The sequence below is a fragment of the Klebsiella sp. K5-306 genome, from assembly GCF_051835185.1.
GTDB lineage: Bacteria > Pseudomonadota > Gammaproteobacteria > Enterobacterales > Enterobacteriaceae > Klebsiella > Klebsiella oxytoca.
Genome location: NZ_JAIFJY010000004.1, coordinates 208,036 through 228,815, shown reverse-complemented (window position 1 = coordinate 228,815; position 20,780 = coordinate 208,036). Strand labels below are relative to the sequence as shown.

Sequence of the window (20,780 nt, the reverse complement as noted above, 5' to 3'; positions counted from 1 at the left end):
CGGAATAACGGGACACACCTGCACTCTGGAAGTAACGCGTGAGCCAATACTAATAATGATTAAGGCGTGGCTACTATGTATAACTCCACTCAATCAACAGCATGGTTCAAGAAAAGCCTGCTGGTGACTTCTTTGCTTACAGCAATTTATCAGACTTCCGCCGGTGCGGCTGATACCACCGCGAAAACCACCAGCAGCGCATCGACTGATGAAAGCTCGGAACGGATGACCGTTACCGCGCCGGCGCCGTTGCTAAAAGCGGGCAGCGAACATTCGATCAGCGCTCAGGAGCTGCAGGATAAAGGGGCCAACGACTTTGGCTCGATCATGCGCTACGAGCCGCTGATTAGCGCCACCGGCGCCAGCGGCGGTTCCGGAAACGGCAAAAGCGGCTTCGATCGCGGCGGCTATACCGGCTACAATATTCGCGGCATGGAGAGCAACCGCGTCGGGATCGACGTCGACGGCATCGCCCAGCCGAACGCCACCGGACGCAGCTACGCCAGCCGCGCGGGCCTCAATACCTTCGGTATGGGTCGCGACTATATTGACCCCTATATGTACGGCAGCATTGATATTCAGTCCGGGGCGACATCAACAGAAACCGCCAACAGCGCCATCGGCGGCAACGTCTCTTTCCGTCCGAAATCTGCGGATGACTATCTGCATCCGGGCAAAACCAGCGCCTTCGGCTACCGCAGCGGCTACGACTCATCCGATCGCAGCTGGCACAACGGCGTCACCGTTGCCGGCGGCGACGAGACCCTGCGCGGGATCTTCGTCTACAGCCGTCGCGACGGTCAGGAGACGGAAAATAACAGCGGGACCGTTGATTCCTATCCGGCAAACTGGCACTCGGACGCCTTTATGGCCTCCGGGATCTGGCAGCCCAATGACGAGCATAAGTTCACCAGCACCTTCGATTATTACCATAAAACGAACCACACCCATTACGACGCCTGGGACTCCAGCGGCAACAGCGTTATCGGCACGTCAAACCAGACCAGTCAGACCCGTCGCTGGGGCCTGAGCCTGAAAGATGACTGGACGCCGATGAATGATTATATCGACAGCGTATCGACTAAAGTCTACTACCAGCATACCGAGGCCCACGACTGGACCTATATGCCCGACAGCATCACCCGCGCGATGCAAACGGTGAGCTCCGACTATGACACCGACACCTGGGGTATTCAGAGCGCGCTGGCGAAATCGATAGGCCGCCACGATCTGAGCGCCGGTTTTAACGCCAGCACGACGAAAACCCAGCGGCCGTTAACCCAGTCGCCAACCCCAAGCGCTTATAGCCAGATTATGCAGCCGGACGCCGATAGCCGCGGCTATATCGTTGCGGGCTTCCTGCAGGACAAAATTAACTTCGATCTCGACGGCCATAACTTCGCGGTGATCCCGGGCATTCGTGTGATGCATCAGTCGACCAAACCGGAAAACGTCTCCGATTTGGCCAACAACAGCAGCGTACTGACCGGTTCCGACGTGTCAAATCTGTACGGTAAGAACGCTGATACCCAGGCGCTGCCGTCGCTGGTCTTGCAGTACGATATCACTCCGCGCCTGATGACTTATCTGCAGTATCAGCGCGGCGCGCAGTTCCCTAACGCCAGCCAGCTGTACGGTTCCTGGAACCTCGGCTCCAGCTACGCCGGACGCGCCCAGTATGCGCTGATCGGCAACACCGATTTGAAAACCGAAACCAGCGATAACGTTGAGTGGGGGATGAAAGGCGAAGTGACGGAAGGCATCACCATGCGCACCGCGCTGTTCTACAACACCTATAAGAACTTTATCGCCTATACCCGCTACACCCGCGCCAATAATCCGCTGCAGTTCGCCAGCGTTCCGTCGAACATCTACACCATTTACCAGGCGGAAAACCGCGATAAAGCCTATATCTACGGCGGCGAAATCAGCGCTAAATTCAACTTTGGCACCTGGTTTGAAGAGGTTAACGGCCTGAGCGCCACCCTCGCTTACGGTTATAGCGAGGGGCAATCGAAATCCAGCTACAGCGGCGACAAGTACGTTGACCTCGATAGCGTCGCGCCAATGAAGGCTATCGTCGGCGTGGCGTGGGACGATCCGGCAAAAGTGTACGGCACCGCGCTGACCGCCACCTTTGTTAAGGGCAAGCGCGCCACCGCCACCAACCGTGAAAGCTATACCAACACCGGTTCCGCCATTACCGATTCGACCAACGAATATATGCGCGTTCCGGGCTACGGCATGCTGGACTGGACCGCGTACTGGCAGGTCGCGAAGAACGTGCGCCTGAACGGCGGCGTTTACAACATTACCGATCGTAAATACTGGGATTATCTGAGCAGCCGCAATATCGAAACGGCGACGAATCAGGACGCCAACGACAGAGCGCTGGCGGTGATGCCTGGCCGTACCTGGCAGTTGGGCGTGAACGTCGATTTCTGACCGGCCAATAATAAGAAACCTGCTCCCCGGCCGCGCGCCGGGGAAACTCATCGTAGAGAAGGATGTGAATTATGCAAAACACCCAACCGCAACATGCCCCGCTGTGGCAACGCTACCTGACCACGAAAGCGCAATCTTCCGCGAAATACGCCCGCGATATCGCCGCCGAAATGGGGATTAGCGAAGCGGAGCTAACCGAAGCCCGCCTGGGCTACGACGCCGTACGTCTGCAGAACGACGCCCGCGCCATCCTGACGGCACTGGAAGCCGTGGGGGAAACCAAATGCATCTGTCGCAACGAATACGCGGTGCATGAACAGGTCGGCGAATTTACCCATCAGCATTTAAGCGGCCACGCCGGACTGGTGCTAAATCCGCGCGCCCTCGACCTGCGCCTGTTTCTGAGCCAGTGGGCCAGCGCTTTTCGCCTGAACGACAACGGCCGCCAGAGCATCCAGTTCTTTGATCCGCACGGCGACGCGCTGCTCAAGGTTTACACCACTGAAAATACCGACATGGCGGCCTGGGATGCGCTGATTGTCGCGCAGACGCAGCAATCGCCTGCCCCGCTGGCGATTCGCCCGGCCGATCCGCTGAAATTTGCCGACTCCGCCGACGGCGAGGCGCTGGAAAACGAATGGCGCGCCATGACCGACGTCCACCAGTTCTTCGGCCTGCTGAGAAAATATAACCTGTCGCGCCAGCAGGCTTTCCGCCTGGTCAGCGACGACCTCGCCTGCCGCATTGACAACCAGACGCTGCCGGGCCTGCTGGAAACCATCCGCCAGGACGGCAACGAGATCATGATTTTTGTCGGCAACCGCGGCTGCGTGCAGATCTTCACCGGCGCGCTGGAAAAAGTCGCTCCGATGCGCGGCTGGCTGAATATCTTCAACACCGCTTTTACCCTGCATCTGCGCGAGGAGAGCGTGGATGAAATCTGGGTGACCCGCAAACCGACCTCTGACGGCCACGTCACCAGCGTCGAGCTGTTCGCCAAAGACGGCACGCAGATCGCACAGCTGTTCGGTCAACGCAGCGAAGGCCATCCGGAGCAGACGCAGTGGCGTGCGCAGGTCGATCGTTTGACTACCGAAGGACTCATCGCATGAAGCGCTGGCTGATATTGCTTGCGGCGCTCCCGCTGTTGGCCAGCGCCGCCGCCGAGCGCATTGTGTCACTCGGCGGCGACGTCACGGAGGTGGTTTACGCCCTCAACGCCCAGCGGCAGCTGGTGGCGAAAGACAGCACCAGCACCTGGCCTGCCGCCGCGCAGAGCCTGCCGGATGTGGGTTATATCCGCCAGCTGAATGCCGAGGGGATCCTCTCCCTGCGCCCGACGCTGGTGCTGGCCAGCGCCCAGGCGCAGCCCTCGCTGGTGCTGAAAAAGGTGGCAGAGAATAAGGTTAAGGTCGTCAACGTGCCGGGCGGCTACGACCTTCCGGCAATCGAAGCAAAAATTGACGTGATTGCCGACGCCCTCGGTAAGCAGAGCGAAGGAAAAGCTCTGCGCCACAAGCTTCTTCAGCAGATCGCGCAAATTCCTTCCCAGCCTGTAAACAAGCGGGTGCTGTTTATCCTCAGCCACGGCGGCATGAATACCATGGTGGCCGGGAAACAAACCGCAGCGGATGGGGCAATCAGGGCGGCCGGGTTAGAGAATGCCATGCAAAGCTTCGACCATTATCGCAGCATGTCGCAGGAGGGCGTTATTGCCAGTAAACCGGACCTGGTGGTGATCTCCGCCGATGGGCTGAAAGGCATGGGCGGCGAAGCCGGGCTCTGGAAACTGCCGGGACTGGCGCAGACGCCAGCGGGGCGCAATAAGCAGGTGCTGGTGATAGATGATATGGCCCTGCTCGGCTTTGGCCCGCGTACCCCGCAGGCGGTGCTCGCGTTACGGCAAAAAGCGGAGCATCTGCCCTGATGCGCACCCACCCTGCCCGTCATCTGTGGTTAATGACGCTGCTGCTGATTGTCCTGACGCTGCTCGCCACGACCCTGGGCGCAATGCGCCTGCCATTAGCCAGCCTGTTGCCCTCCGGCGATGAAATCCTGAGGAGTATCTGGCTGACCATTCGTTTGCCGCGAGTGCTGCTGGCGCTGCTGGTCGGCGCCGCGCTGGCGCTTTCCGGCTGCGTGATGCAGGGGTTGTTTCGCAACCCTCTCGCCGACCCCGGGCTGCTAGGCATTAGTAGCGGCGCGGCGCTGGCGGTCGCCTGCTGGCTGGTACTGCCCCTGTCGGTGCCGGCGCTCGTGGCGCTGTACGCCCCGATGCTGGCGGCGTTTATCGGCAGCATGGCGGTGATGGTGGTAATTTTTATTCTCAGCCGGGCGGGCGACGCCTCGCTTTCGCGCCTGCTGCTGGTCGGCATCGCCATTAATGCCCTGTGCGGCGCGCTGGTCGGGGTACTTTCGTGGATCAGCAATGATACCCAGCTGCGCCAGCTTTCCCTCTGGGGGATGGGCAGCCTCGGGCAAGCGGAATGGTCGACGCTGCTGGTGGCCGCCACGCTGATGATCCCGGCCTCGCTGGTGGTGTGGGCGATGGCTTCGCGGCTCAACCTGCTGCAGCTGGGCGATGAAGAGGCGCACTATCTCGGCGTCAACGTTCGCGCCCTGCAGCGGCTGCTGCTGCTGTGCAGCGCATTGCTGGTGGCGTCAGCGGTGGCCATCAGCGGCATTATCGGGTTTATCGGACTGGTGGTGCCGCATTTGATGCGGATGTGGCTGGGGCCGGACCACCGCGGCCTGGTCCCCGGTTCGCTACTGTGCGGCGCAATGTTGCTGCTGCTGGCCGACACGCTGGCGCGCACCGTTGCCGCTCCCGCCGAGATGCCGGTCGGGCTGTTGACCAGCGTACTCGGCGCGCCGTGGTTTCTGTGGCTGATTTTTCGTCGGGAGAAAGGGGCTCATGGATAACCGCTATAGCGCGCGTTCGCTTTCGCTGCGTCTGAGTAACCGGCAGATTATTCATGATGTTTCGCTCCAGCTTTGCGGCGGCGAGATGACGGCATTGATTGGCCCCAACGGCGCCGGTAAATCGACCCTGCTGCGCCTGTTGACCGGTTATTTAACGCCCGACGAGGGCCAACGGGTGGTGGAAGGCCGACCGCTGGAGAGCTGGTCGGCAGAAACGCTTTCGCGCCGCCGGGCGGTGATGCTGCAACGCACCCAGTTGCACGCAGACTGGCCGATAGAAACGATTATCGCTATGGGGCGCTCGCCGTGGGGCGGCGCGATAAACCAGGAGATGATCTGCCAGGTAATGAAAGAGACCGGGTGCGATCATCTGGCCGGAAGACGCTACCCTACCCTCTCCGGCGGCGAGCAGCAGCGGGTGCAGCTGGCCCGCTGCCTGGCGCAGCTTTGGTGCGAGGGCGCCCCCGAGGGCTGGCTGTTCCTTGATGAACCCACTTCGGCGCTGGATCTCTATTACCAGCAGCACCTGCTGCGCCTGCTCAAACGCCTGACCCGCAGCCGCCGCCTGCACGTCTGCGTGGTACTGCACGATCTGAACCTCGCAGCGCTATGGGCCGATCGGATTCTGCTGCTGCATCAGGGGAAACTGGTGGCTCAGGGCACGCCGCAGGAGGTGATCCAGCAGCCGATTATCAGCCGCTGGTACGGCGCGGAGGTCAGCACGGGCAAACATCCCGATGCGGCCGTTCCGCAGGTGTATCTGGCGCCGTGAGCTGAGGAAATGATTGTGCCGGGCGTAGGCTAACGCTCTGCCCGTCCTGTGAAAACGTTCCTTGATAAACAACGAAGCCGATACCTTTACCGGCTTCGTTGTGATTGGCAAATTAGAAGATCTGCCGATAGAGCGCTTTAATCTCTTCCAGATTGGTATCGCGCGGGTTGCCGCCGGTACACACGTCCGCCAGGGCCGCGGCGGCCAGAGCATCAATATCTTCTTCTTTCATTCCCACGTCGCGCAGGCGCGCCGGAATATTGACGTCGCGATTCAGCTGCGCCACCGCCTCAATTGCCGCGGCACGCGCTTCGGCAATCGGCAGGGTTGCCGCCGACTTGTTACCAAGCGCAACCGCGATGTCGCGATACTTCTCGCCGGTAAATTCGGCGTTATAAGCCATAATATGCGGCAGCAGCACCGCATTAGCCACACCGTGCGGCGTGCCGTAAAAAGCGCCCAGCGGATGAGCCATACCATGAACCAGCCCCAGACCGACGTTGGAGAAACCCATCCCGGCAATATATTGCCCCAGCGCCATCCCTTCCGCGCCCTGCGCGTCGCCCTGTACGGAAGCGCGCAGCGAGCGGCCAATCACCTCGATGGCCTTCAGATGCAGCATGTCGGTTAATTCCCATGCGCCTTTAGTGATATAGCCTTCAATGGCGTGGGTCAGGGCATCTACGCCGGTGGCCGCCTTCAGGCTGGCAGGCATGCTGCTCATCATTTCGGCGTCGATGATCGCTACCACCGGGATATCATGCGGGTCGTAGCAAACAAACTTACGGCGATTCTGTACGTCGGTTATTACGTAGTTGATGGTGACTTCCGCCGCGGTACCGGCGGTCGTTGGGATGGCAATCATCGGTACGGCGGCGTTTTTCGTATCCGCCCCGCCTTCGAGACTGCGAACGTCGGCAAATTCGGGGTTATTAATGATAATGCCTATTGCCTTACAGGTATCCTGCGGCGAGCCGCCGCCGATCGCGATCAGGTAGTCGGCGCCTGACTGTTTAAACGCCTCTACGCCCTGCTGCACAACCTCAATCGTGGGATTCGGGACCACTTCATCAAAGACGCTGTAGGGCAATCCGGCGCCGTCGAGGATAGCGAACACCCTGGTTGCTACATCAAAACGAATCAGATCCTTATCCGTGACCACCAGCGCTTTTTTGAAGCCGCGTTTTTTAACTTCATCTACGATACAACGAATCGAACCTGGGCCAAAATAAGAGGTTTCGTTTAAAATCATTCTGTAAGCCATTTGTGCTCCCTCAATTCGAGTGTTTGATAACCATAATATTTAGCCCTACAGTAACGTGACTGACGCAGCCATTTTATTATTTCATATCAAATAACACCCTAATTGCTCTGCACGTTGGCGCAGTAAATTCACGTATCGGTCATATACAACAAAGTGAGTCCAGTATATTGGACATCAGCGACTCCCTGCGCTTAATCGAGTGATAAGCTTCGCCCCTCAATATAAGCAGCAACCAACCACTATTCTCAGATAAATATTATTGAACTGGATCACATTATTTTGTTTTCTATGATCAACATCGCTTCCCGGGAAAATAGATATTTTATCAGCAAGTGCCAAAACAGGAATGAGGACGCCACTCAACCGAAGTACATAAAGAAGAGCCAGGATCGGGATTTTCATTTTTCTACCTTTGCTACCGGCATCCTTAGCTCATTGCGCTCTGTCGTTATGCTCATCTGACAACCCGGCCGCCAATTTAACATATCAGAAACAAGCGTGTCATTTCATCAACAAAAAAAGCCCTCCTGCGATCATCGTCCTTCGCTCAAATGACCCTCTAAGAATTATCTATCATCGCTGATAAAAATTTATCACCCTCTGAATAGCGAAATGACTTGTTACGAGTAAGAAAAAGATATCAGCATTAAGAACTTTCTCTATTATTTGCGAGATATCGATTCTCAAAAAACCTTAAAAAAAACAAAAAACGCCTAAGATTTCTATATTTATTGCAAACATCACAGCCTCTTGTTAGTATGACCTTTAGTCAATATGTTTATTATAAAAATACCACTTATGATGTTTGTTAACCTTTATTCTGATCACCTGACCATACTTCTCTAACGGCAGTAGTAAATGTCTGACCTTATATATTGACATTTCGCACCTGTCCGCTAACTCACGAGTAAGTAACCCCTCAGGCTCATGTTCTTTCAATACATAAAGAATATACTCCTGCTCTGGTACGTTCACCCCGGAGAATTTATTGATGCCCATTGTGGTCATCAATGTTCTTAAACTCTCAACTGCGGTTAGCGAACCATGATGTGAATCTGGCGTACTGGGTGAAATTGCAATCTTCATGAGTCAGCTCCTTCTGTCATTCAGTGCTTGGGAGTATGGGATGACCCCATAAAAACGGCAACATTAACTTTAAATTTCAACTTAAACAGTACATTTATCTGAAATTCACTTTTTTTTATGATAAAAAACCTGATATAAAGAGTGAATTTTTAATTCCGTGTGGAGATAAAAATGCGGTTCGATATAGAGGGATTTATTACATTTGATACTGAGGAGGCCTCTCTGGTCAATCTCTTGACCGGCGATTGTATTGAACTCTCCGCCACTTCGACTCGCCTTCTTACTAGTCTGTTGCAATACCGGGGGGATATTATTTCGCGGGTTGATATTTTCCAGACGGTGTTTGAAAAATATGGTGCGAGGCCATCTAATAGTAATCTTAATCAGTACATCTCAACGCTGCGTCGCAGCCTTGCGGATCTGGGTATTGAAAAGAATGTGATTATTACGGTACCGCGAATTGGCTTTAAAATTTCTGAGGATGTCATTATCACTACCGACAATGATTACTCTTCCTCTATCACACTGCCAACCCTTTCTCCACAGCTGCCTGAGCGTAACTTGCTGCAACAACATTGCAAAGCGGCGATGTTACTGATCGCGTTCGCAGCAGTCGCGATGCTGCTCTCTTATTTTTTTATCTATAAAAAACAAACAGCTAAGATCATGTTCACCCAAGATAAATGCACTATTTATGGTTCCGAAGCTATCCCGGTGACAGAAATACTCAGGAATAAAAAGCTCTTTACCTCGGGGCTGGACTGTTCCACGCCAAAGAAAATCTACTTCTTTAACCGACAAATGAATCAGGAGCAGGGATTAGGTATTTACATGGATATCTTCATGCTTGAGTGCGACATTAAAGACCAGCAATGCCATAGTTATTACTATAAGGAAATAAAAAATGCGTAAATATGCCTTGATATTTTCCGCCTGTTCGTTCGCGCTGGTATTATTTTCAACCCTGTACCTTTATCTCAGTTCTGAGGACTCATTTTCCTGTGAATCACGCTACGATTTGACGGAGAATATAAATGAGAACATTCTTCGCTCCCAAGGGTTGCTATCCGCAGAACTTTTCAAAAACCATCTTTTAATCAATCTGGAGGGTTTACTCACCAGCAATGGCGATAAATATATCGTCTCACGCACTATCGCCATCACATTAAAAAGAAACATCGTTCCCAGCCATCTTTTTTATATAAAAGACTCGCAAGTCATTCGCCACCACGCTGATAATACGCCAGAAGATATTGCGCAAAAAAATCTCTTTGGAAGCCAAACTAATGATAAAATCATCTATATAAATCACGTCAATGATGATACTATTTTGTTAGGCACCCAAAAGTTTCCACAATATGGTTGTCGCCGTCAGCAAACCATCATTGATTGAGATTCATCTCATTAATTTTAATTAAAACGATATCATGACGATACATTTACTTCCGACATTAGCCAGCATCGCCAATATCATTGATATGATTAACCCCCGGCTGAACCTGCATCATGTCAGAACGGCGTTTATCGCATCACATCTGGCTAATTTAGTGGCGTTCTCTCCGGCCCAGCGGCGTAAAACCATTCTGGCGGCGTTAATTCACGATGTCGGTGGGTTAAATGAAAAATCACGTCTTGAGCCGCTAAATTACATCGATAACGAGCATAACAACCACGCGCTTATCGGCAGCGAATTGCTCAGCCGCATCCCGTTGTTTCGTCCTCTTAACAGGATTGTTCGCTATCATCACACCCACTGGCGCAACGGTCTTGGACATTATATTGAAGGAGAACTGGTCCCCGAAGAGAGTCACCTGCTGTTCTTCGCCGACCGGCTGGATGTACTTTATTGCCAGCACCGTACCGGTCATATCGCATTTTTAAGCAAAAAGCTGGTCGACATCGTCACCGCCGGGGCGAATATTCTCTATAAACAAGAGTACGTCCAGGCGTTCAGAACGCTTTCCGCCGATGAACATTTCTGGTCAGTCATGGCCTCCACCGACTATCGCGATTACATCAAAGCGATTCCAGGCGTGCATAACGATACCATCTCTTTACATAACCTCCGCGATATTGCTGAACTGGTCTCTTTTATTGTCGATCAGTTCAGCCAGCAGACGCCGTGGCACTCCGCGGCCGTCGGCCATATTGCCGGCTATCTGGCGACCACCATGGAAATGAGCGCGACGCAAACGCTAAAAGTTGAGATTGGCGGATTGCTGCATAATATCTCCTGCCTGGATCATAGCCCGCCGCCAGCGCGATCCGCTTCGCCAGGCAGAGCAGAAGCCTCTCTCTATAGTATTGAAGGAATTGATGATATTACTGAATGGATAGCCATGCAAAATCGTAATGCGTCCTCTAAATGGCACGCTGAATCGCTACAAACGGAAGCCCTGCTCATTACGGTTAGTCGACTGCTGGTCCATGCCCTGAGCGGGCCGAAGGGAGAAGAAAAATCGCTGGCCCAGTTAATTAAAAATAACCCGGGAAATGAAATTCCCTCGTTTATGCTGTCGCCTATCGCGCAGCACGCTTCACAAATTATTCAGATCTATCGCGCAACTGCGGGAGAAATAAAAGAGCTGGTGAATCGCGTTGAGCAACTCACCAGCTCCGCGTAAAGAGCCACCCCGCCTGAACGTCCTCAGGCGCTTAATCCGCCGTCCAGAATCAGAGTTTGTCCGGTCATATATTCACTCCCCTCGCCGATTAAAAACGCCACGGCCTTCAGTACATCATCCGTTTCGCCCAATCTGCGCAGAGGTATCGACTGGCGCATCTCTTTCAATTTTTGCGCGGGTATCTCTTCCAGCATCTCCGTGCGGATCAGGCCCGGCGCCAGGCAGTTTACCCGAATGCCGAAGCGCCCGATCTCCAGCGCCAGCGAACGCGCAATGCCGCTCATCGCCGCTTTACTCGCCGCATACGCCGTCTGCCCGACGTTACCCTTGAAGGCGCTGACCGACGACATCATCACGATGGAGCCGCGCCGCTGCATCAACATCGCCGGCAGCAGAACCCGGTTCCAGTTCATCATTGAGATAACATTGGTGTCCAGCACCTCGCGCCATAGCGCGGCGTTCTGGTGAATATGCAGGCCATCGCGAGCCATTCCGGCATTGTGAATAATTGCCTCCGGTGCGCCCCGCTCGGCCAGCAGCGCCTGAGCAAGTTCTTCAACCCGCGACTCGTCGTTGCCGTCGCAGGCGTATCCTTGCACCTGATACGATGAATTTTCACACTCCGCCAGAGTGGCGTTAATCGCCGCTTCATTGCGCCCGGTAAACACCACGTTCCCGTTTTGCGCCAGGCCGGCGACCAGCGCCCGGCCTATCCCCCGGCTGCCGCCGGTAATCAGCACCCATTTTTGCGCCATATCAGCTGCCTGACTCTTTGCTGATATGCTGACACAGTTCACCCAGCGTGATCCCCGGATTTTGAATAAACCAGTCCGCTTCCAGGGTAATATTGAATTCACGTTTTGCCAGCACCATCAGCTCGACGTAGTCCAGACTATCTAACTTTAAGCGAACCAGCGGCGTATTCTCATCCACCTCATCCGGCTCCAGGTCCTTGGCGTCACAAATCATTTCACACACTTTTTGCAGAACTTCATCATAGGGAATCATAAATTATCCTTAATTATCAATTAGTAATTGGTCCAACTTTTAGCGTAACCACATTCGTTATGACCTGATTATCCAGCTGCGCCGCCGCTGCAATACGCACCAGCGCGCCCTGCTCAGCCTGGCCGACCACCAATGAAGGCAACAGCCAGAGCGACAGCGAGCCGGGTTGGACCGGCGTCCCTTTGCCTGCCAGATGAGCATCAAAAACCACTTCCTGATGGGTTTGCAGCACCGGGTAGCGGGAAAAAATTTGCTGCAGCGAGGTTTCCCCCGGTCCGAGCAGGGCTGCAATATTCTCCTGGCGCAGCAGCGCCTCATCGCAAATCAGCTGACGGAACAGCAGCGCATCAAGGAACTGCCACTGCGCCAGGTCGGGCCAGGCGCGATTGAAATGGGATTGCAGCGCGAGCAGCGTCGTGGACGCCAGTTTGCTGGGCTGCTTACCCTCCAGCGACTCCGGCTCAGCCGCCAGGCTCATCTGGCATGACAAACAGATTTCGCCATTCTGCGGGTGGCTAACCGATACAGCGGAGAGAATCCGCTGTTTCGCCGTCCCGGGCGTTAACAGCCAGTCGGTATCGCACCATAGCGGCCTGCGCAGGCGGACCTGGCATTTTACGTATCCCTCCGGGCGGCACAGCCGCGACTGGACATCGCGCTTCACGTCCAGAAGCGCGCGCATTCCGTGGACGCTCAGCTGCCCCGCCCCCATCGCGCGCGCTGCCGCGTAGTCGAAGTGAATGGGGTTTTCATCGCCGGAAAACGCCGCCCACTGCTGCGCATCGGCAAGGGTGTAGCGCAGCAGCGTCACGCGTGTTTCTCCAGTACCAGCGCGGCGTTCGCGCCGCCGAAACCAAAGCTCAGATTCAGCGCCCGACGGATCTCTCCCTGACGATGCCCTTCGGCGATATAGTCGAGATCGCACTGCGGATCGGGCTGCGTCAGATGCGCTGTCGCCGGCATGATCCCCGCCGCCATCGCCTGCAGGCAGACAATGGTCTCGAAGCTCCCCGCGGCGGCGATCAGATGTCCGGAGTAGGCTTTGGTACTGGAGACCGGGATCCGGTACGCCTCGTCGCCGAGCGCTTTTTTCAGTGACTGCGTTTCATTCATATCGTTGAGCGGCGTGGAGGTGCCGTGAGCGTTGATATAATCGAGATCGGCAGGCTGCAGGCCCGCGTCGCGCAGCGCCCAGCGGATAGTCTGTTCACGGGCCACGCAGTCTTCGGCCGGTGAGGTAAAATCCACCGCATCGGAGAAATTGGCATAACCGGTGACCTCCGCGAGGATTGTCGCGCCCCGCGCCAGGGCGCTTTCGCGCTCTTCCAGGCACAGCACCGCGCCGCCTTCAGAAAGGACAAACCCGCTGCGCTGCAGGCTGAACGGGCAGCTGGCCCGCTCCGGCGATGACGCTTCCCGGCTCAACGCGCCAAGCACATCGATATTCCAGATAGCGCAAACGCTGTTTAACGACTCCCCGGCCCCGGCGAGCATCATGCTGGCCCGGCCAAAGCGAATCGCATCATAGGCCTCGCCAATGGCGATAGTGCCGGTGGCGCAGGCGGCGACCGGAGTATTTTGATAACCGCGCAGATTCCACAGCTGACTACAGGCCGCGGTGGTCACGTTCGGCATCGAAAAGAAGCAGCTGAAGGGCGAAGAGACGCCCGTTTTCTCAAACTCCGGTACCGCCAGATAGCTTTCATCCAGCCCTGCCCAGCCGGAGCCGATAATGGCGCCACACCTCAGCGGGTCATAAGCATCGGTGGGTGGTTTGCCAGCAAAGGCCATCGCCACCGCCTCCCGCGCGGCGGCCAGCGCCAGGCGAGCGTGACGCGGCAGACGCCGACGAATAGCGGCGGGAACCCCCTTGAGGCTGGGTTCATTCTCTACCTGACCGATAAAATGGGTGTGGATGCCGTTAGCGGAGAGATCCACATAGCGGTAACCGCGTCGATAATCCATGATCGCCTGCCAGCTTTCGGCAGCGCTATCGCCAAGGGGAGTCACCGCGCCATAGCCGGTTATCACCACGCGATAAGGGGGTTTACTGTGACTCATTCTGGGAAATCCTCTGTTGCGGGTTATTGCCTCCCTGCGCCAGCCAAAGCTGCAAAGTGGCATAAAGATAGTCGTACTGGTTCTGCGCCAGGCTGTTCTGTACGTCGAGCAACGCGTCCTGTGCGTTCAGCAGGGTCTGGTAGTCCACCGCGCCCGCCCGATAGCGGCTTTCGGTGAGCGTCAGGCGCCGCTGGCCCAGCTGCAGCGATTGCAGCAGGCGCTCGCGCTGCTCGTCGGCGTTAAGCCGCTTCTCCATCGCATCGTCCACCTCCGACAGCGCGGTGTAGGCCGTACGGCGGAAGTTCACCGCCTCCTGCTGTACCTTTACGCTGGCCTGCTCCACGGTAAGCTGTACCGTGTTCCACTGGATAAAGGGCGCGCCGACGCTGCTTCCGACGGTACGCAGCGGGTCGTTAAACCACTGGTGAAAGATCTGGCTGCCGGCGCTCAGCGTCCCCTGCAGCGAGAGCGTGGGATAAAAGCTCAGCCGCGCCGCATCGGAACCCGCCAGCGCCGCGCGCAGCCGCGACTCCGCCGCCTGCAGATCGGGCCGGCTGGCGAGCGCGGCCAGCGGCGTGGCGCTGGCAATGGCGACACGCTGATGGACGTCAAGCGCCGGTGCTTCATCGCTATGCTGCGCGGGGGGCCTGTTGAGCAGCAGCGCCAGCGCGTTGCGGGAGATCGCCCGCTGCTGTTTCAGGCTTAGCAACTGATTCTGGCGACTGATGACCGTCTGCCGGGACTGCAGAACGTCAAGCAGCCCTACTTTCCCCGCCCGCTGCCAGGACTCAATCTGCGCCAGCGTCTGCCTGGCGATATCCAGGCTGGTGGCCTGATAAGCCATTTGTTGATTCAGCAGCGCGATATTCCAGTAGAGCTGCGCGGTAGTATCAATCGTCGACAAGATCGTCGCCCGATAGTCCTGTTCGCTGGCAATCGCCTCCCACTCGCTCTGTTCACGAACCCGCGCCAGCTTGCCCCACAGATCCAGCTCATAGCTCAGGGATAACGAGGCGCTGTAGCTCTCCTGCGAACCTCCGCTATTGAGCGGCTTTGAGTTACTGCCGGCGCCGTTAAGCGTCGCGTCGGGAGAGATATTGGTTCGGGCCAGCCCGGCGGAAATGCGCGCCTGCCGAAGGGTTAAGGCGGCAGCGGCCAGATCGTTATTGCTTTCCAGAACCTGCCCCATCACCCGCGACAGACGTTCATCGCCGAAACGGTCCCACCAGCGACCCGCTTTCTCCGACGCAAGCGCGGCGCTTTGCCCTTCCGTTCGCTGCCAGTTCTCCGGCACCGACAGCAGCGGCCGCTGATAATCGCTGCGGGTCAAATTTCCACAGCCCGTCAGCAATACAATTAACGATAATAAAGTCAGCGATCTCATTCGCGGGCCAGCGCCTCCGTCGGGTTTAGCCGCGCCGCACGACGCGCCGGGAAATAGCCGAACGTCAGGCCTATCAGGGCGGAAAAGCCGCAGGCCATCGCCACCGGCAGCCAGGTAAAGACCATGGAAAACTCCTGCGTCAGCAGGGCAAACAGGTTACCGGCGGCCCATGAGCCCAGCACTCCCGTTAAGCCGCCGAGCGCGCAGATCATCACCGCCTCAATTAAGAACTGATGCATGATATCGGTAGGGCGGGCGCCGACCGATAGCCGAATGCCAATCTCATGAGTGCGTTCGGTAACGGAAACCAGCATGATATTCATCACCCCCACGCCGCCGACCAGCAGCGAGATGGCGGCAATAGCGGTGATCAGCAGCGACATGGAGTCGGAGGTTTTTTGCAGCGCTTTGGCGAGCTGCTCATCGGTCTGGACAAAGAAATCTTTTTTGCCGTGCTCGCGGATAAGGTGCCTTTCCGCGCGCCGCGCTGCTTCCTGCGGCGACAGCGTTTCCTGGAAGCGCAGCGTCAGCGCCTCCAGCGGCTTATCGCCGGAAATCCGCTGCAATAGCGAACTATAGGGGATCCACGCCGACATAAACCCGCTGACCACCTTTGGCCCGGGCTTGCTGGCAATGCCGATTACCCGCCACGGCGCGCCGGCAATCTGCACAATTTTACCCAGCGGATCTTCATTGCCGGGAAACAGCGTCTCCCTGCTGGTTTCATCCAGTACCAGCACCGGTTCGCGATCCTCGACATCGCGGCGGGTAAAACCGTTGCCCTGAATAAAACGAATCCCCTGCAGCGAAAAGTAGTCTGCGGAAACGCCGGAGAGAATTATCGAAGAATCAAAGCCCTGACGCACCGCGGTGGTCATGCTGGAAACAATCGGCGATACCCCCAGAACCCAGGGCTGCCTGCCGAGGCTGGCGATATCATCCAGCGACAGCGCCCGCTCCATATCCGGACGCTTGCTGCCCCAGCCGGTACCCGGGCGGATTTCAAGCGTGGTATTTCCGAGCTTACCAATCTCGTTCATGATGTTCTGCCGGGCGCCTTCCCCCACCGCCATGGAGGAGACCACGGACGAAATGCCGATGATTATCCCCAGCATCGACAGAAAGGCGCGCATCCGATGTCCCAGTAAGGAACGCCAGGCCATCCGCACCGACTCTCCGATACTGCGCGACAGCGAGGCCCGACCATTATCCTGTACTGCGGGAAGGCGCTGAATGCCGCGATTATCTCGAGCGCTGTGGGTACTGTCGGCAACCACCTGTCCGTCGCTGATCTCGACGATCCGCTGCGCCTGCCGCGCCACCTCGCGATCGTGAGTCACGATGATGACCGTGTGCCCGTCGGCGTTCAGCTGGTGCAGAACATCCATCAGCGCCCGACCGCTGACGCTATCCAACGCCCCGGTGGGCTCATCGGCGAGAATAATCTGCGCGCCGTTGATTAACGCCCGGCAGACGCTGACCCGCTGCTGCTGGCCGCCGGAAAGCTGAGCGGGTTTGTGCTGTAACCGCGCATCAATGCCCAGCTTTTCAGCCAGTAGCGCAATGCGCGCCTGGCGTTCTGCGGCGGGCATCGCGGTATAGAGCGCCGGGATGGCGATATTCTCTTCCGCCGTCAGATAAGGCATCAGGTGGTAGCGCTGAAAAATAAACCCCAGCCAGCGGCTGCGCAGCTCGGCCAGCGCCGCGCTATCCGCCCGGTGAGTGGCGATCCCGTTGATATAAACCTCGCCGCTGCTGGGCTTATCCAGGCAACCAATAATGTTCATCAACGTCGATTTACCCGAGCCGGAAGCGCCCATAATCGCCACCATTTCGCCGGGCATAATGGTCAGAGAGACGGATTTTAGTACCGGAATAATCTGCGTCCCGGCGGTAAAATGACGCGTGACATTGTTCAGCACGATCAGCGGCTCAGCCATCACACAGACCCCGCGTCCTGCGGGATCACCACCCGCTCATCGGGCCGTAATCCTTCCAGCACCTGCGCGTACTGACGATCGTTAATCCCGATACGGACGGTGCGCTCCTCGCTACCGTTCGCCGTTTGCACCATCACAATGTAACGCTCATCACCGAGCGAACGCCCCAGCGCGGCGACCGGCACGCGCAGCGCGTCTTTTACCTGCGCGATGCGGATAAACACCTGGGCGGTCATTGAGGTTTTCAGCAAGCGCTGGTGGTTATCGACTTCGAAGGTACCGTTATAGTAAATGGCGCTGCTCTGCTGATTACCGGCAGAAGCTCCGCCGTTTTGTTCCTCCAGCGCCTCCTGCGGCGCGGGCTGGACGTAGCCCAGCTCCCCTTCATAGCGCGTCTGCGGATCGGCGATGACGTAAAACCACAGCGGCTGACCGGGATGGATTTTCTGAATATCGGCTTCGGAAATGCGCGTTTGCACCTGCATTTTATCGAGGTCGGCAAGCACCAGAATCGTCGGCGCGATTTGTGAGGAGACGATGGTTTGCCCCTCACGGGTGACGATGCCCAGCACTTCACCATCCACAGGAGCAAGGATGCGGGTGTAGCCGAGGTTGGCGTTGGCGGTCTGCACGCTCATTTCCGCCTGTACGATCTGCGCTTCGTTAACCGCAATCTGCTGGACCTGCGCGCTATACTGCGCCTGCGCCTGCTCAAGATCGCTACTCACTCCCGAGCCATCGCGCTGCATCGCCTGCTCGCGCGCCAGCGCTTTGCGGTACTGTACCAGCGTGGCCTCGGAAGCCAGCTTTTGCGCCCTGGCGCTGGCCAGCTGCGCGGTGGCGTTGCGTAAATCGGAAAGCTGCAGCGTCGGGTCAATTTCGGCTAACAGCTGCCCCTTACGTACCCGCTCGCCCTGGCGCACGTACAGCTTACGTAGCTGGCCGCTGACCTGCGCGCCGACGCTCACCTGGACGGCAGGTTTAATAGTCCCGCTCGCCAGCACTACTTTTTCGATATCCCCGCGATCGAGCGCAACGGTGTAGAGCGACTCGGCCTGGGCCGGAAGCGAGCGCTGATAAAAAACGGCGGCGATAATGGCCAGGATCGCGACCAGCGCAAGTAGCCACGCTTTACGGCGGCGTAAAAATTGTCGCCTCATTGGCCCGGCGCTCCCTGTGCGATATCGCGCAGCTCGCCTTCATCCAGACGATATACCCGCGTGAAGTGATGCAGGATGGGCGCACTGTGGGTTACCACGATCAGCGTTTTGCCCTGTTCACGACAGTGCTGGCACAGCGCGGCGATCACCGTTTCCGCGGTTTCGTCATCAAGATTGGCGGTCGGTTCATCGCAGAGCAAAATAGGCCGGGCGCTGTAGAGCGCCCGCGCCAGCATCAGCCGCTGACGCTGGCCTAAAGAGAGCGCCGAATGGCTCTCGCGGATCAGCGCCTCCATGCCTCCCGGCAGCGCCTGAACGACCGGCCCCAGCGCCATTTTATCGACCAGCGCCTCCACTCGCCCGCGATCGCTGTCGCTGTACCACGGGTCAAACAGGGTGATGTTTTGCAGCACCGAGGCGTTAAACAAAATATCTTCCTGGCTCTGCAGCCATACCTGCGAGGCCAGCTGGCGGGCGGTCGCCTCTTCACCGTCCAGCAGAATGCGCCCATGCTGTGCGGAAAAAAGCCCGGCCATCAGCCGTAGCAGGGTACTTTTTCCGGCGCCGGAATCGCCGACAATCGCCACCCGATCGCCGGGTTCCAGCCGGAGATCAACGGCATTCAGCACCGGGCTTTGCGGAGCGTAATGAAAGCTCACCGCCTCAAACGCCAGCTGCGGAACCGCCTCCCCACGCAGCGGAGATAACTGAGGAGTTGCAGGTTCCTCACGGGTAAACAGGCCCTGCGCGCGGGTATCAATCACGTGTAGCTGCGATTTACGGATCACGGCATAGAATATCCGCGTGACGTAAGAGGTAAAAATCTGCCGTAAAAAGCTATAGGCAAAAAAGTCGCCCAGCGAGATAAGCTTTGCGCTCACCAGTGGCAGCACCACCAGCATAAAGACCACCATCTCGAGGCTGCCGGTGAGCTGATACAGACCTTCTTTTACCTGCTGGTAAACTTTCTGCCGCTGAAGGCAGGTGAAAAGGTCGTGTGACAAACGGGCAAACTGCGCTTTGCGCTGCGTTTCCAGCCCGGCAGTTTTAATGGTTAACACCCCCTGAAGGGTTTCCATGAAAAAGTCATTCAGCGTCGCGCTTTTCAACTGCAGCTGCTGCGTATACCAGCGGTCGCGGAATATCGCCCAGACGCTGATCAGCCCCATCACGACAATGCCCGCAGCGGAAATGAGCGCCAGCACCGGTGAGATCCAGAACATAATGCCGATAGCGATAACGCAGATTATCCAGTCCGAGCGGAGTCCGTTATCCAGCTCGATTTTTTGCAGCATCCCTCCCTGCCAGGCAATAAAGCGGCTGAAAACATCCCCCGGCGCGCGTTTTTCAAAAAAACGCAGCGGATTATTCAGCAAGCGGGAAAAACCGATATCGCTCTTGAGGAGGACAAAGCGGCGGATAAAGCGCTCGCTAATCACCCTCACCCCCAGCGCTAACAGCGTGGATATGACAAAAGCGAGGATGAACCATAAATAAGGAAACTGCGTATTCTGAACGTCTGAGAAGGCCTGGTTTATCGCCCGACTGACCATCGTCGGCATTAAAAACAGCGTTAGCGATACCAGGAAGGTTAATAGCATCAGTTTATAAATACCCGGTACCGCCGCAGTCTCCTTCAGGCTCATCGCGCGCGGCATCTCCTGCTGCGCCCCGGCAATAACCGGATCCGGACTGGCGATCGCGCCGGGAGATTCTTCGAGGATCAGCGCATAGCCGCTAATCTCTTTTTTTAATGCCGAGAAAGGCAGCCACTGCTGACCAATCGCCGGATTCATCACGCAAACGTAATCCCCTTTGCGCCAGGCCAGCAGGACATAGTGGCTGGCGCCATAGTGCAGAATGGACGGGAACGGCAGCGCATGGAGTTCATCGTGGTCAAACAACACCGGCGCGGTGGCAATGCCGACCTGTTGCAGGATAACGGATAGATCGCTCAACGATGTCCCATGATCGGATGCGGGGAAAATTTCCCGCAATGCCGGGAGAGAACACGGAATATTCTGGGTCTGCGCCAGCATCGCAATACAGGAGAGGCCGCATTCATTGGTCTCTTCCTGGAAAACCATATCAGGGATAATCTTTTTCATGATGAT

18 protein-coding genes are annotated in these 20,780 nt (G+C 56.8%); 8 read left to right on the top strand and 10 right to left on the bottom strand.

The window, feature by feature from the left end; all coding sequences use genetic code 11:
* Positions 1 to 75 precede the first annotated feature (75 nt).
* From K2184_RS08720 to K2184_RS08700, 5 genes are all read left to right on the top strand, one after another.
* On the top strand, positions 76 to 2,445 hold the full coding sequence (locus tag K2184_RS08720; protein ID WP_004104882.1) for a TonB-dependent receptor domain-containing protein: 2,370 nt from the start codon (positions 76 to 78) through the stop codon (positions 2,443 to 2,445).
* Positions 2,446 to 2,516: 71 nt separating this feature from the next.
* The gene (locus K2184_RS08715) at positions 2,517 to 3,557 is read left to right on the top strand and encodes a hemin-degrading factor (RefSeq protein WP_004104883.1); all 1,041 of its coding nucleotides are present in this window, start codon (positions 2,517 to 2,519) and stop codon (positions 3,555 to 3,557) included.
* Positions 3,554 to 4,372 (top strand): heme/hemin ABC transporter substrate-binding protein, encoded by an 819-nt coding sequence (locus K2184_RS08710; RefSeq protein WP_004114781.1) that lies wholly within the window; start codon positions 3,554 to 3,556, stop codon positions 4,370 to 4,372. Before K2184_RS08715 ends, K2184_RS08710 begins: the two co-directional genes overlap by 4 nt.
* A complete protein-coding gene (locus K2184_RS08705; protein ID WP_004104885.1) occupies positions 4,372 to 5,367 on the top strand; it encodes a FecCD family ABC transporter permease in 996 nt (331 codons plus the stop codon). The genes K2184_RS08710 and K2184_RS08705 overlap by 1 nt, the downstream gene beginning before the upstream one ends.
* Positions 5,360 to 6,139 carry a heme ABC transporter ATP-binding protein gene (locus K2184_RS08700; RefSeq protein WP_017145499.1) on the top strand — a complete coding sequence of 260 codons (780 nt, stop codon included), beginning with the start codon at positions 5,360 to 5,362 and terminating at the stop codon, positions 6,137 to 6,139. Before K2184_RS08705 ends, K2184_RS08700 begins: the two co-directional genes overlap by 8 nt.
* Before the next feature lie 112 nt (positions 6,140 to 6,251).
* Here K2184_RS08700 and fucO read toward each other — a convergent pair whose 3' ends face one another.
* Together fucO and K2184_RS08690 are read right to left on the bottom strand one after the other, a co-directional pair.
* Entirely contained in the window at positions 6,252 to 7,403 is a 1,152-nt protein-coding gene (fucO, locus tag K2184_RS08695) for a lactaldehyde reductase (RefSeq protein ID WP_004104888.1), read from the bottom strand.
* A gap of 765 nt (positions 7,404 to 8,168) precedes the next feature.
* A complete protein-coding gene (locus K2184_RS08690) occupies positions 8,169 to 8,489 on the bottom strand; it encodes a FaeA/PapI family transcriptional regulator (RefSeq protein WP_004104889.1) in 321 nt (106 codons plus the stop codon).
* 171 nt (positions 8,490 to 8,660) lie between these two features.
* On the opposite strand from K2184_RS08690, the gene K2184_RS08685 reads away from it, so the two are divergent.
* From K2184_RS08685 to K2184_RS08675, 3 genes are read left to right on the top strand one after another with little or no spacing between them, the layout of a single operon-like run.
* Positions 8,661 to 9,401 carry a winged helix-turn-helix domain-containing protein gene (locus K2184_RS08685; protein WP_163525330.1) on the top strand — a complete coding sequence of 247 codons (741 nt, stop codon included), beginning with the start codon at positions 8,661 to 8,663 and terminating at the stop codon, positions 9,399 to 9,401.
* Positions 9,394 to 9,882, top strand: a complete 489-nt coding sequence (locus K2184_RS08680; RefSeq protein ID WP_163525329.1) for a hypothetical protein — start codon at positions 9,394 to 9,396, stop codon at positions 9,880 to 9,882. The genes K2184_RS08685 and K2184_RS08680 overlap by 8 nt, the downstream gene beginning before the upstream one ends.
* 34 nt (positions 9,883 to 9,916) lie before the next feature.
* Complete coding sequence (locus K2184_RS08675; RefSeq protein ID WP_163525327.1) at positions 9,917 to 11,113, top strand: HD domain-containing protein; 1,197 nt, start codon at positions 9,917 to 9,919, stop codon at positions 11,111 to 11,113.
* Between the two features lie 23 nt (positions 11,114 to 11,136).
* Here the strand turns inward: K2184_RS08675 and K2184_RS08670 are convergent, their stop codons facing one another.
* Genes K2184_RS08670 through K2184_RS08635 form a run of 8 tightly spaced genes read right to left on the bottom strand, consistent with a single transcriptional unit; the run spans position 11,137 to position 20,774 of the window.
* Positions 11,137 to 11,868: an SDR family NAD(P)-dependent oxidoreductase gene (locus K2184_RS08670; RefSeq protein ID WP_004114789.1), complete on the bottom strand. Its 732-nt coding sequence runs from the start codon at positions 11,866 to 11,868 to the stop codon at positions 11,137 to 11,139.
* Position 11,869: 1 nt separating this feature from the next.
* On the bottom strand, positions 11,870 to 12,121 hold the full coding sequence (locus K2184_RS08665) for an acyl carrier protein (protein WP_004104899.1): 252 nt from the start codon (positions 12,119 to 12,121) through the stop codon (positions 11,870 to 11,872).
* Positions 12,122 to 12,137: 16 nt separating this feature from the next.
* Positions 12,138 to 12,932: a MaoC/PaaZ C-terminal domain-containing protein gene (locus tag K2184_RS08660; RefSeq protein WP_163525325.1), complete on the bottom strand. Its 795-nt coding sequence runs from the start codon at positions 12,930 to 12,932 to the stop codon at positions 12,138 to 12,140.
* Positions 12,929 to 14,182 (bottom strand): beta-ketoacyl-[acyl-carrier-protein] synthase family protein, encoded by a 1,254-nt coding sequence (locus K2184_RS08655; protein ID WP_004104902.1) that lies wholly within the window; start codon positions 14,180 to 14,182, stop codon positions 12,929 to 12,931. Before K2184_RS08655 ends, K2184_RS08660 begins: the two co-directional genes overlap by 4 nt.
* Positions 14,169 to 15,566 (bottom strand): TolC family protein, encoded by a 1,398-nt coding sequence (locus K2184_RS08650; RefSeq protein WP_163525323.1) that lies wholly within the window; start codon positions 15,564 to 15,566, stop codon positions 14,169 to 14,171. Before K2184_RS08650 ends, K2184_RS08655 begins: the two co-directional genes overlap by 14 nt.
* On the bottom strand, positions 15,563 to 17,506 hold the full coding sequence (locus tag K2184_RS08645) for an ABC transporter permease (protein WP_163525321.1): 1,944 nt from the start codon (positions 17,504 to 17,506) through the stop codon (positions 15,563 to 15,565). Before K2184_RS08645 ends, K2184_RS08650 begins: the two co-directional genes overlap by 4 nt.
* Positions 17,506 to 18,666, bottom strand: a complete 1,161-nt coding sequence (locus K2184_RS08640; RefSeq protein WP_004104907.1) for an efflux RND transporter periplasmic adaptor subunit — start codon at positions 18,664 to 18,666, stop codon at positions 17,506 to 17,508. The genes K2184_RS08645 and K2184_RS08640 overlap by 1 nt, the downstream gene beginning before the upstream one ends.
* On the bottom strand, positions 18,663 to 20,774 hold the full coding sequence (locus K2184_RS08635) for a peptidase domain-containing ABC transporter (protein ID WP_023321512.1): 2,112 nt from the start codon (positions 20,772 to 20,774) through the stop codon (positions 18,663 to 18,665). Before K2184_RS08635 ends, K2184_RS08640 begins: the two co-directional genes overlap by 4 nt.
* Positions 20,775 to 20,780 lie beyond the last annotated feature (6 nt).

What these genes read in the sequence shown, in the direction of transcription:
- K2184_RS08720 (WP_004104882.1), top strand. Translation starts at nt 76, where the DNA reads ATGTATAACTCCACTCAATCAACAGCATGGTTCAAGAAAAGCCTGCTG.
- K2184_RS08715 (WP_004104883.1), top strand. Translation starts at nt 2,517, where the DNA reads ATGCAAAACACCCAACCGCAACATGCCCCGCTGTGGCAACGCTACCTG.
- K2184_RS08710 (WP_004114781.1), top strand. Translation starts at nt 3,554, where the DNA reads ATGAAGCGCTGGCTGATATTGCTTGCGGCGCTCCCGCTGTTGGCCAGC.
- K2184_RS08705 (WP_004104885.1), top strand. Translation starts at nt 4,372, where the DNA reads ATGCGCACCCACCCTGCCCGTCATCTGTGGTTAATGACGCTGCTGCTG.
- K2184_RS08700 (WP_017145499.1), top strand. Translation starts at nt 5,360, where the DNA reads ATGGATAACCGCTATAGCGCGCGTTCGCTTTCGCTGCGTCTGAGTAAC.
- fucO (WP_004104888.1), bottom strand. Translation starts at nt 7,403, where the DNA reads ATGGCTTACAGAATGATTTTAAACGAAACCTCTTATTTTGGCCCAGGT.
- K2184_RS08690 (WP_004104889.1), bottom strand. Translation starts at nt 8,489, where the DNA reads ATGAAGATTGCAATTTCACCCAGTACGCCAGATTCACATCATGGTTCG.
- K2184_RS08685 (WP_163525330.1), top strand. Translation starts at nt 8,661, where the DNA reads ATGCGGTTCGATATAGAGGGATTTATTACATTTGATACTGAGGAGGCC.
- K2184_RS08680 (WP_163525329.1), top strand. Translation starts at nt 9,394, where the DNA reads ATGCGTAAATATGCCTTGATATTTTCCGCCTGTTCGTTCGCGCTGGTA.
- K2184_RS08675 (WP_163525327.1), top strand. Translation starts at nt 9,917, where the DNA reads ATGACGATACATTTACTTCCGACATTAGCCAGCATCGCCAATATCATT.
- K2184_RS08670 (WP_004114789.1), bottom strand. Translation starts at nt 11,868, where the DNA reads ATGGCGCAAAAATGGGTGCTGATTACCGGCGGCAGCCGGGGGATAGGC.
- K2184_RS08665 (WP_004104899.1), bottom strand. Translation starts at nt 12,121, where the DNA reads ATGATTCCCTATGATGAAGTTCTGCAAAAAGTGTGTGAAATGATTTGT.
- K2184_RS08655 (WP_004104902.1), bottom strand. Translation starts at nt 14,182, where the DNA reads ATGAGTCACAGTAAACCCCCTTATCGCGTGGTGATAACCGGCTATGGC.
- K2184_RS08650 (WP_163525323.1), bottom strand. Translation starts at nt 15,566, where the DNA reads ATGAGATCGCTGACTTTATTATCGTTAATTGTATTGCTGACGGGCTGT.
- K2184_RS08645 (WP_163525321.1), bottom strand. Translation starts at nt 17,506, where the DNA reads ATGGCTGAGCCGCTGATCGTGCTGAACAATGTCACGCGTCATTTTACC.
- K2184_RS08640 (WP_004104907.1), bottom strand. Translation starts at nt 18,666, where the DNA reads ATGAGGCGACAATTTTTACGCCGCCGTAAAGCGTGGCTACTTGCGCTG.
- K2184_RS08635 (WP_023321512.1), bottom strand. Translation starts at nt 20,774, where the DNA reads ATGAAAAAGATTATCCCTGATATGGTTTTCCAGGAAGAGACCAATGAA.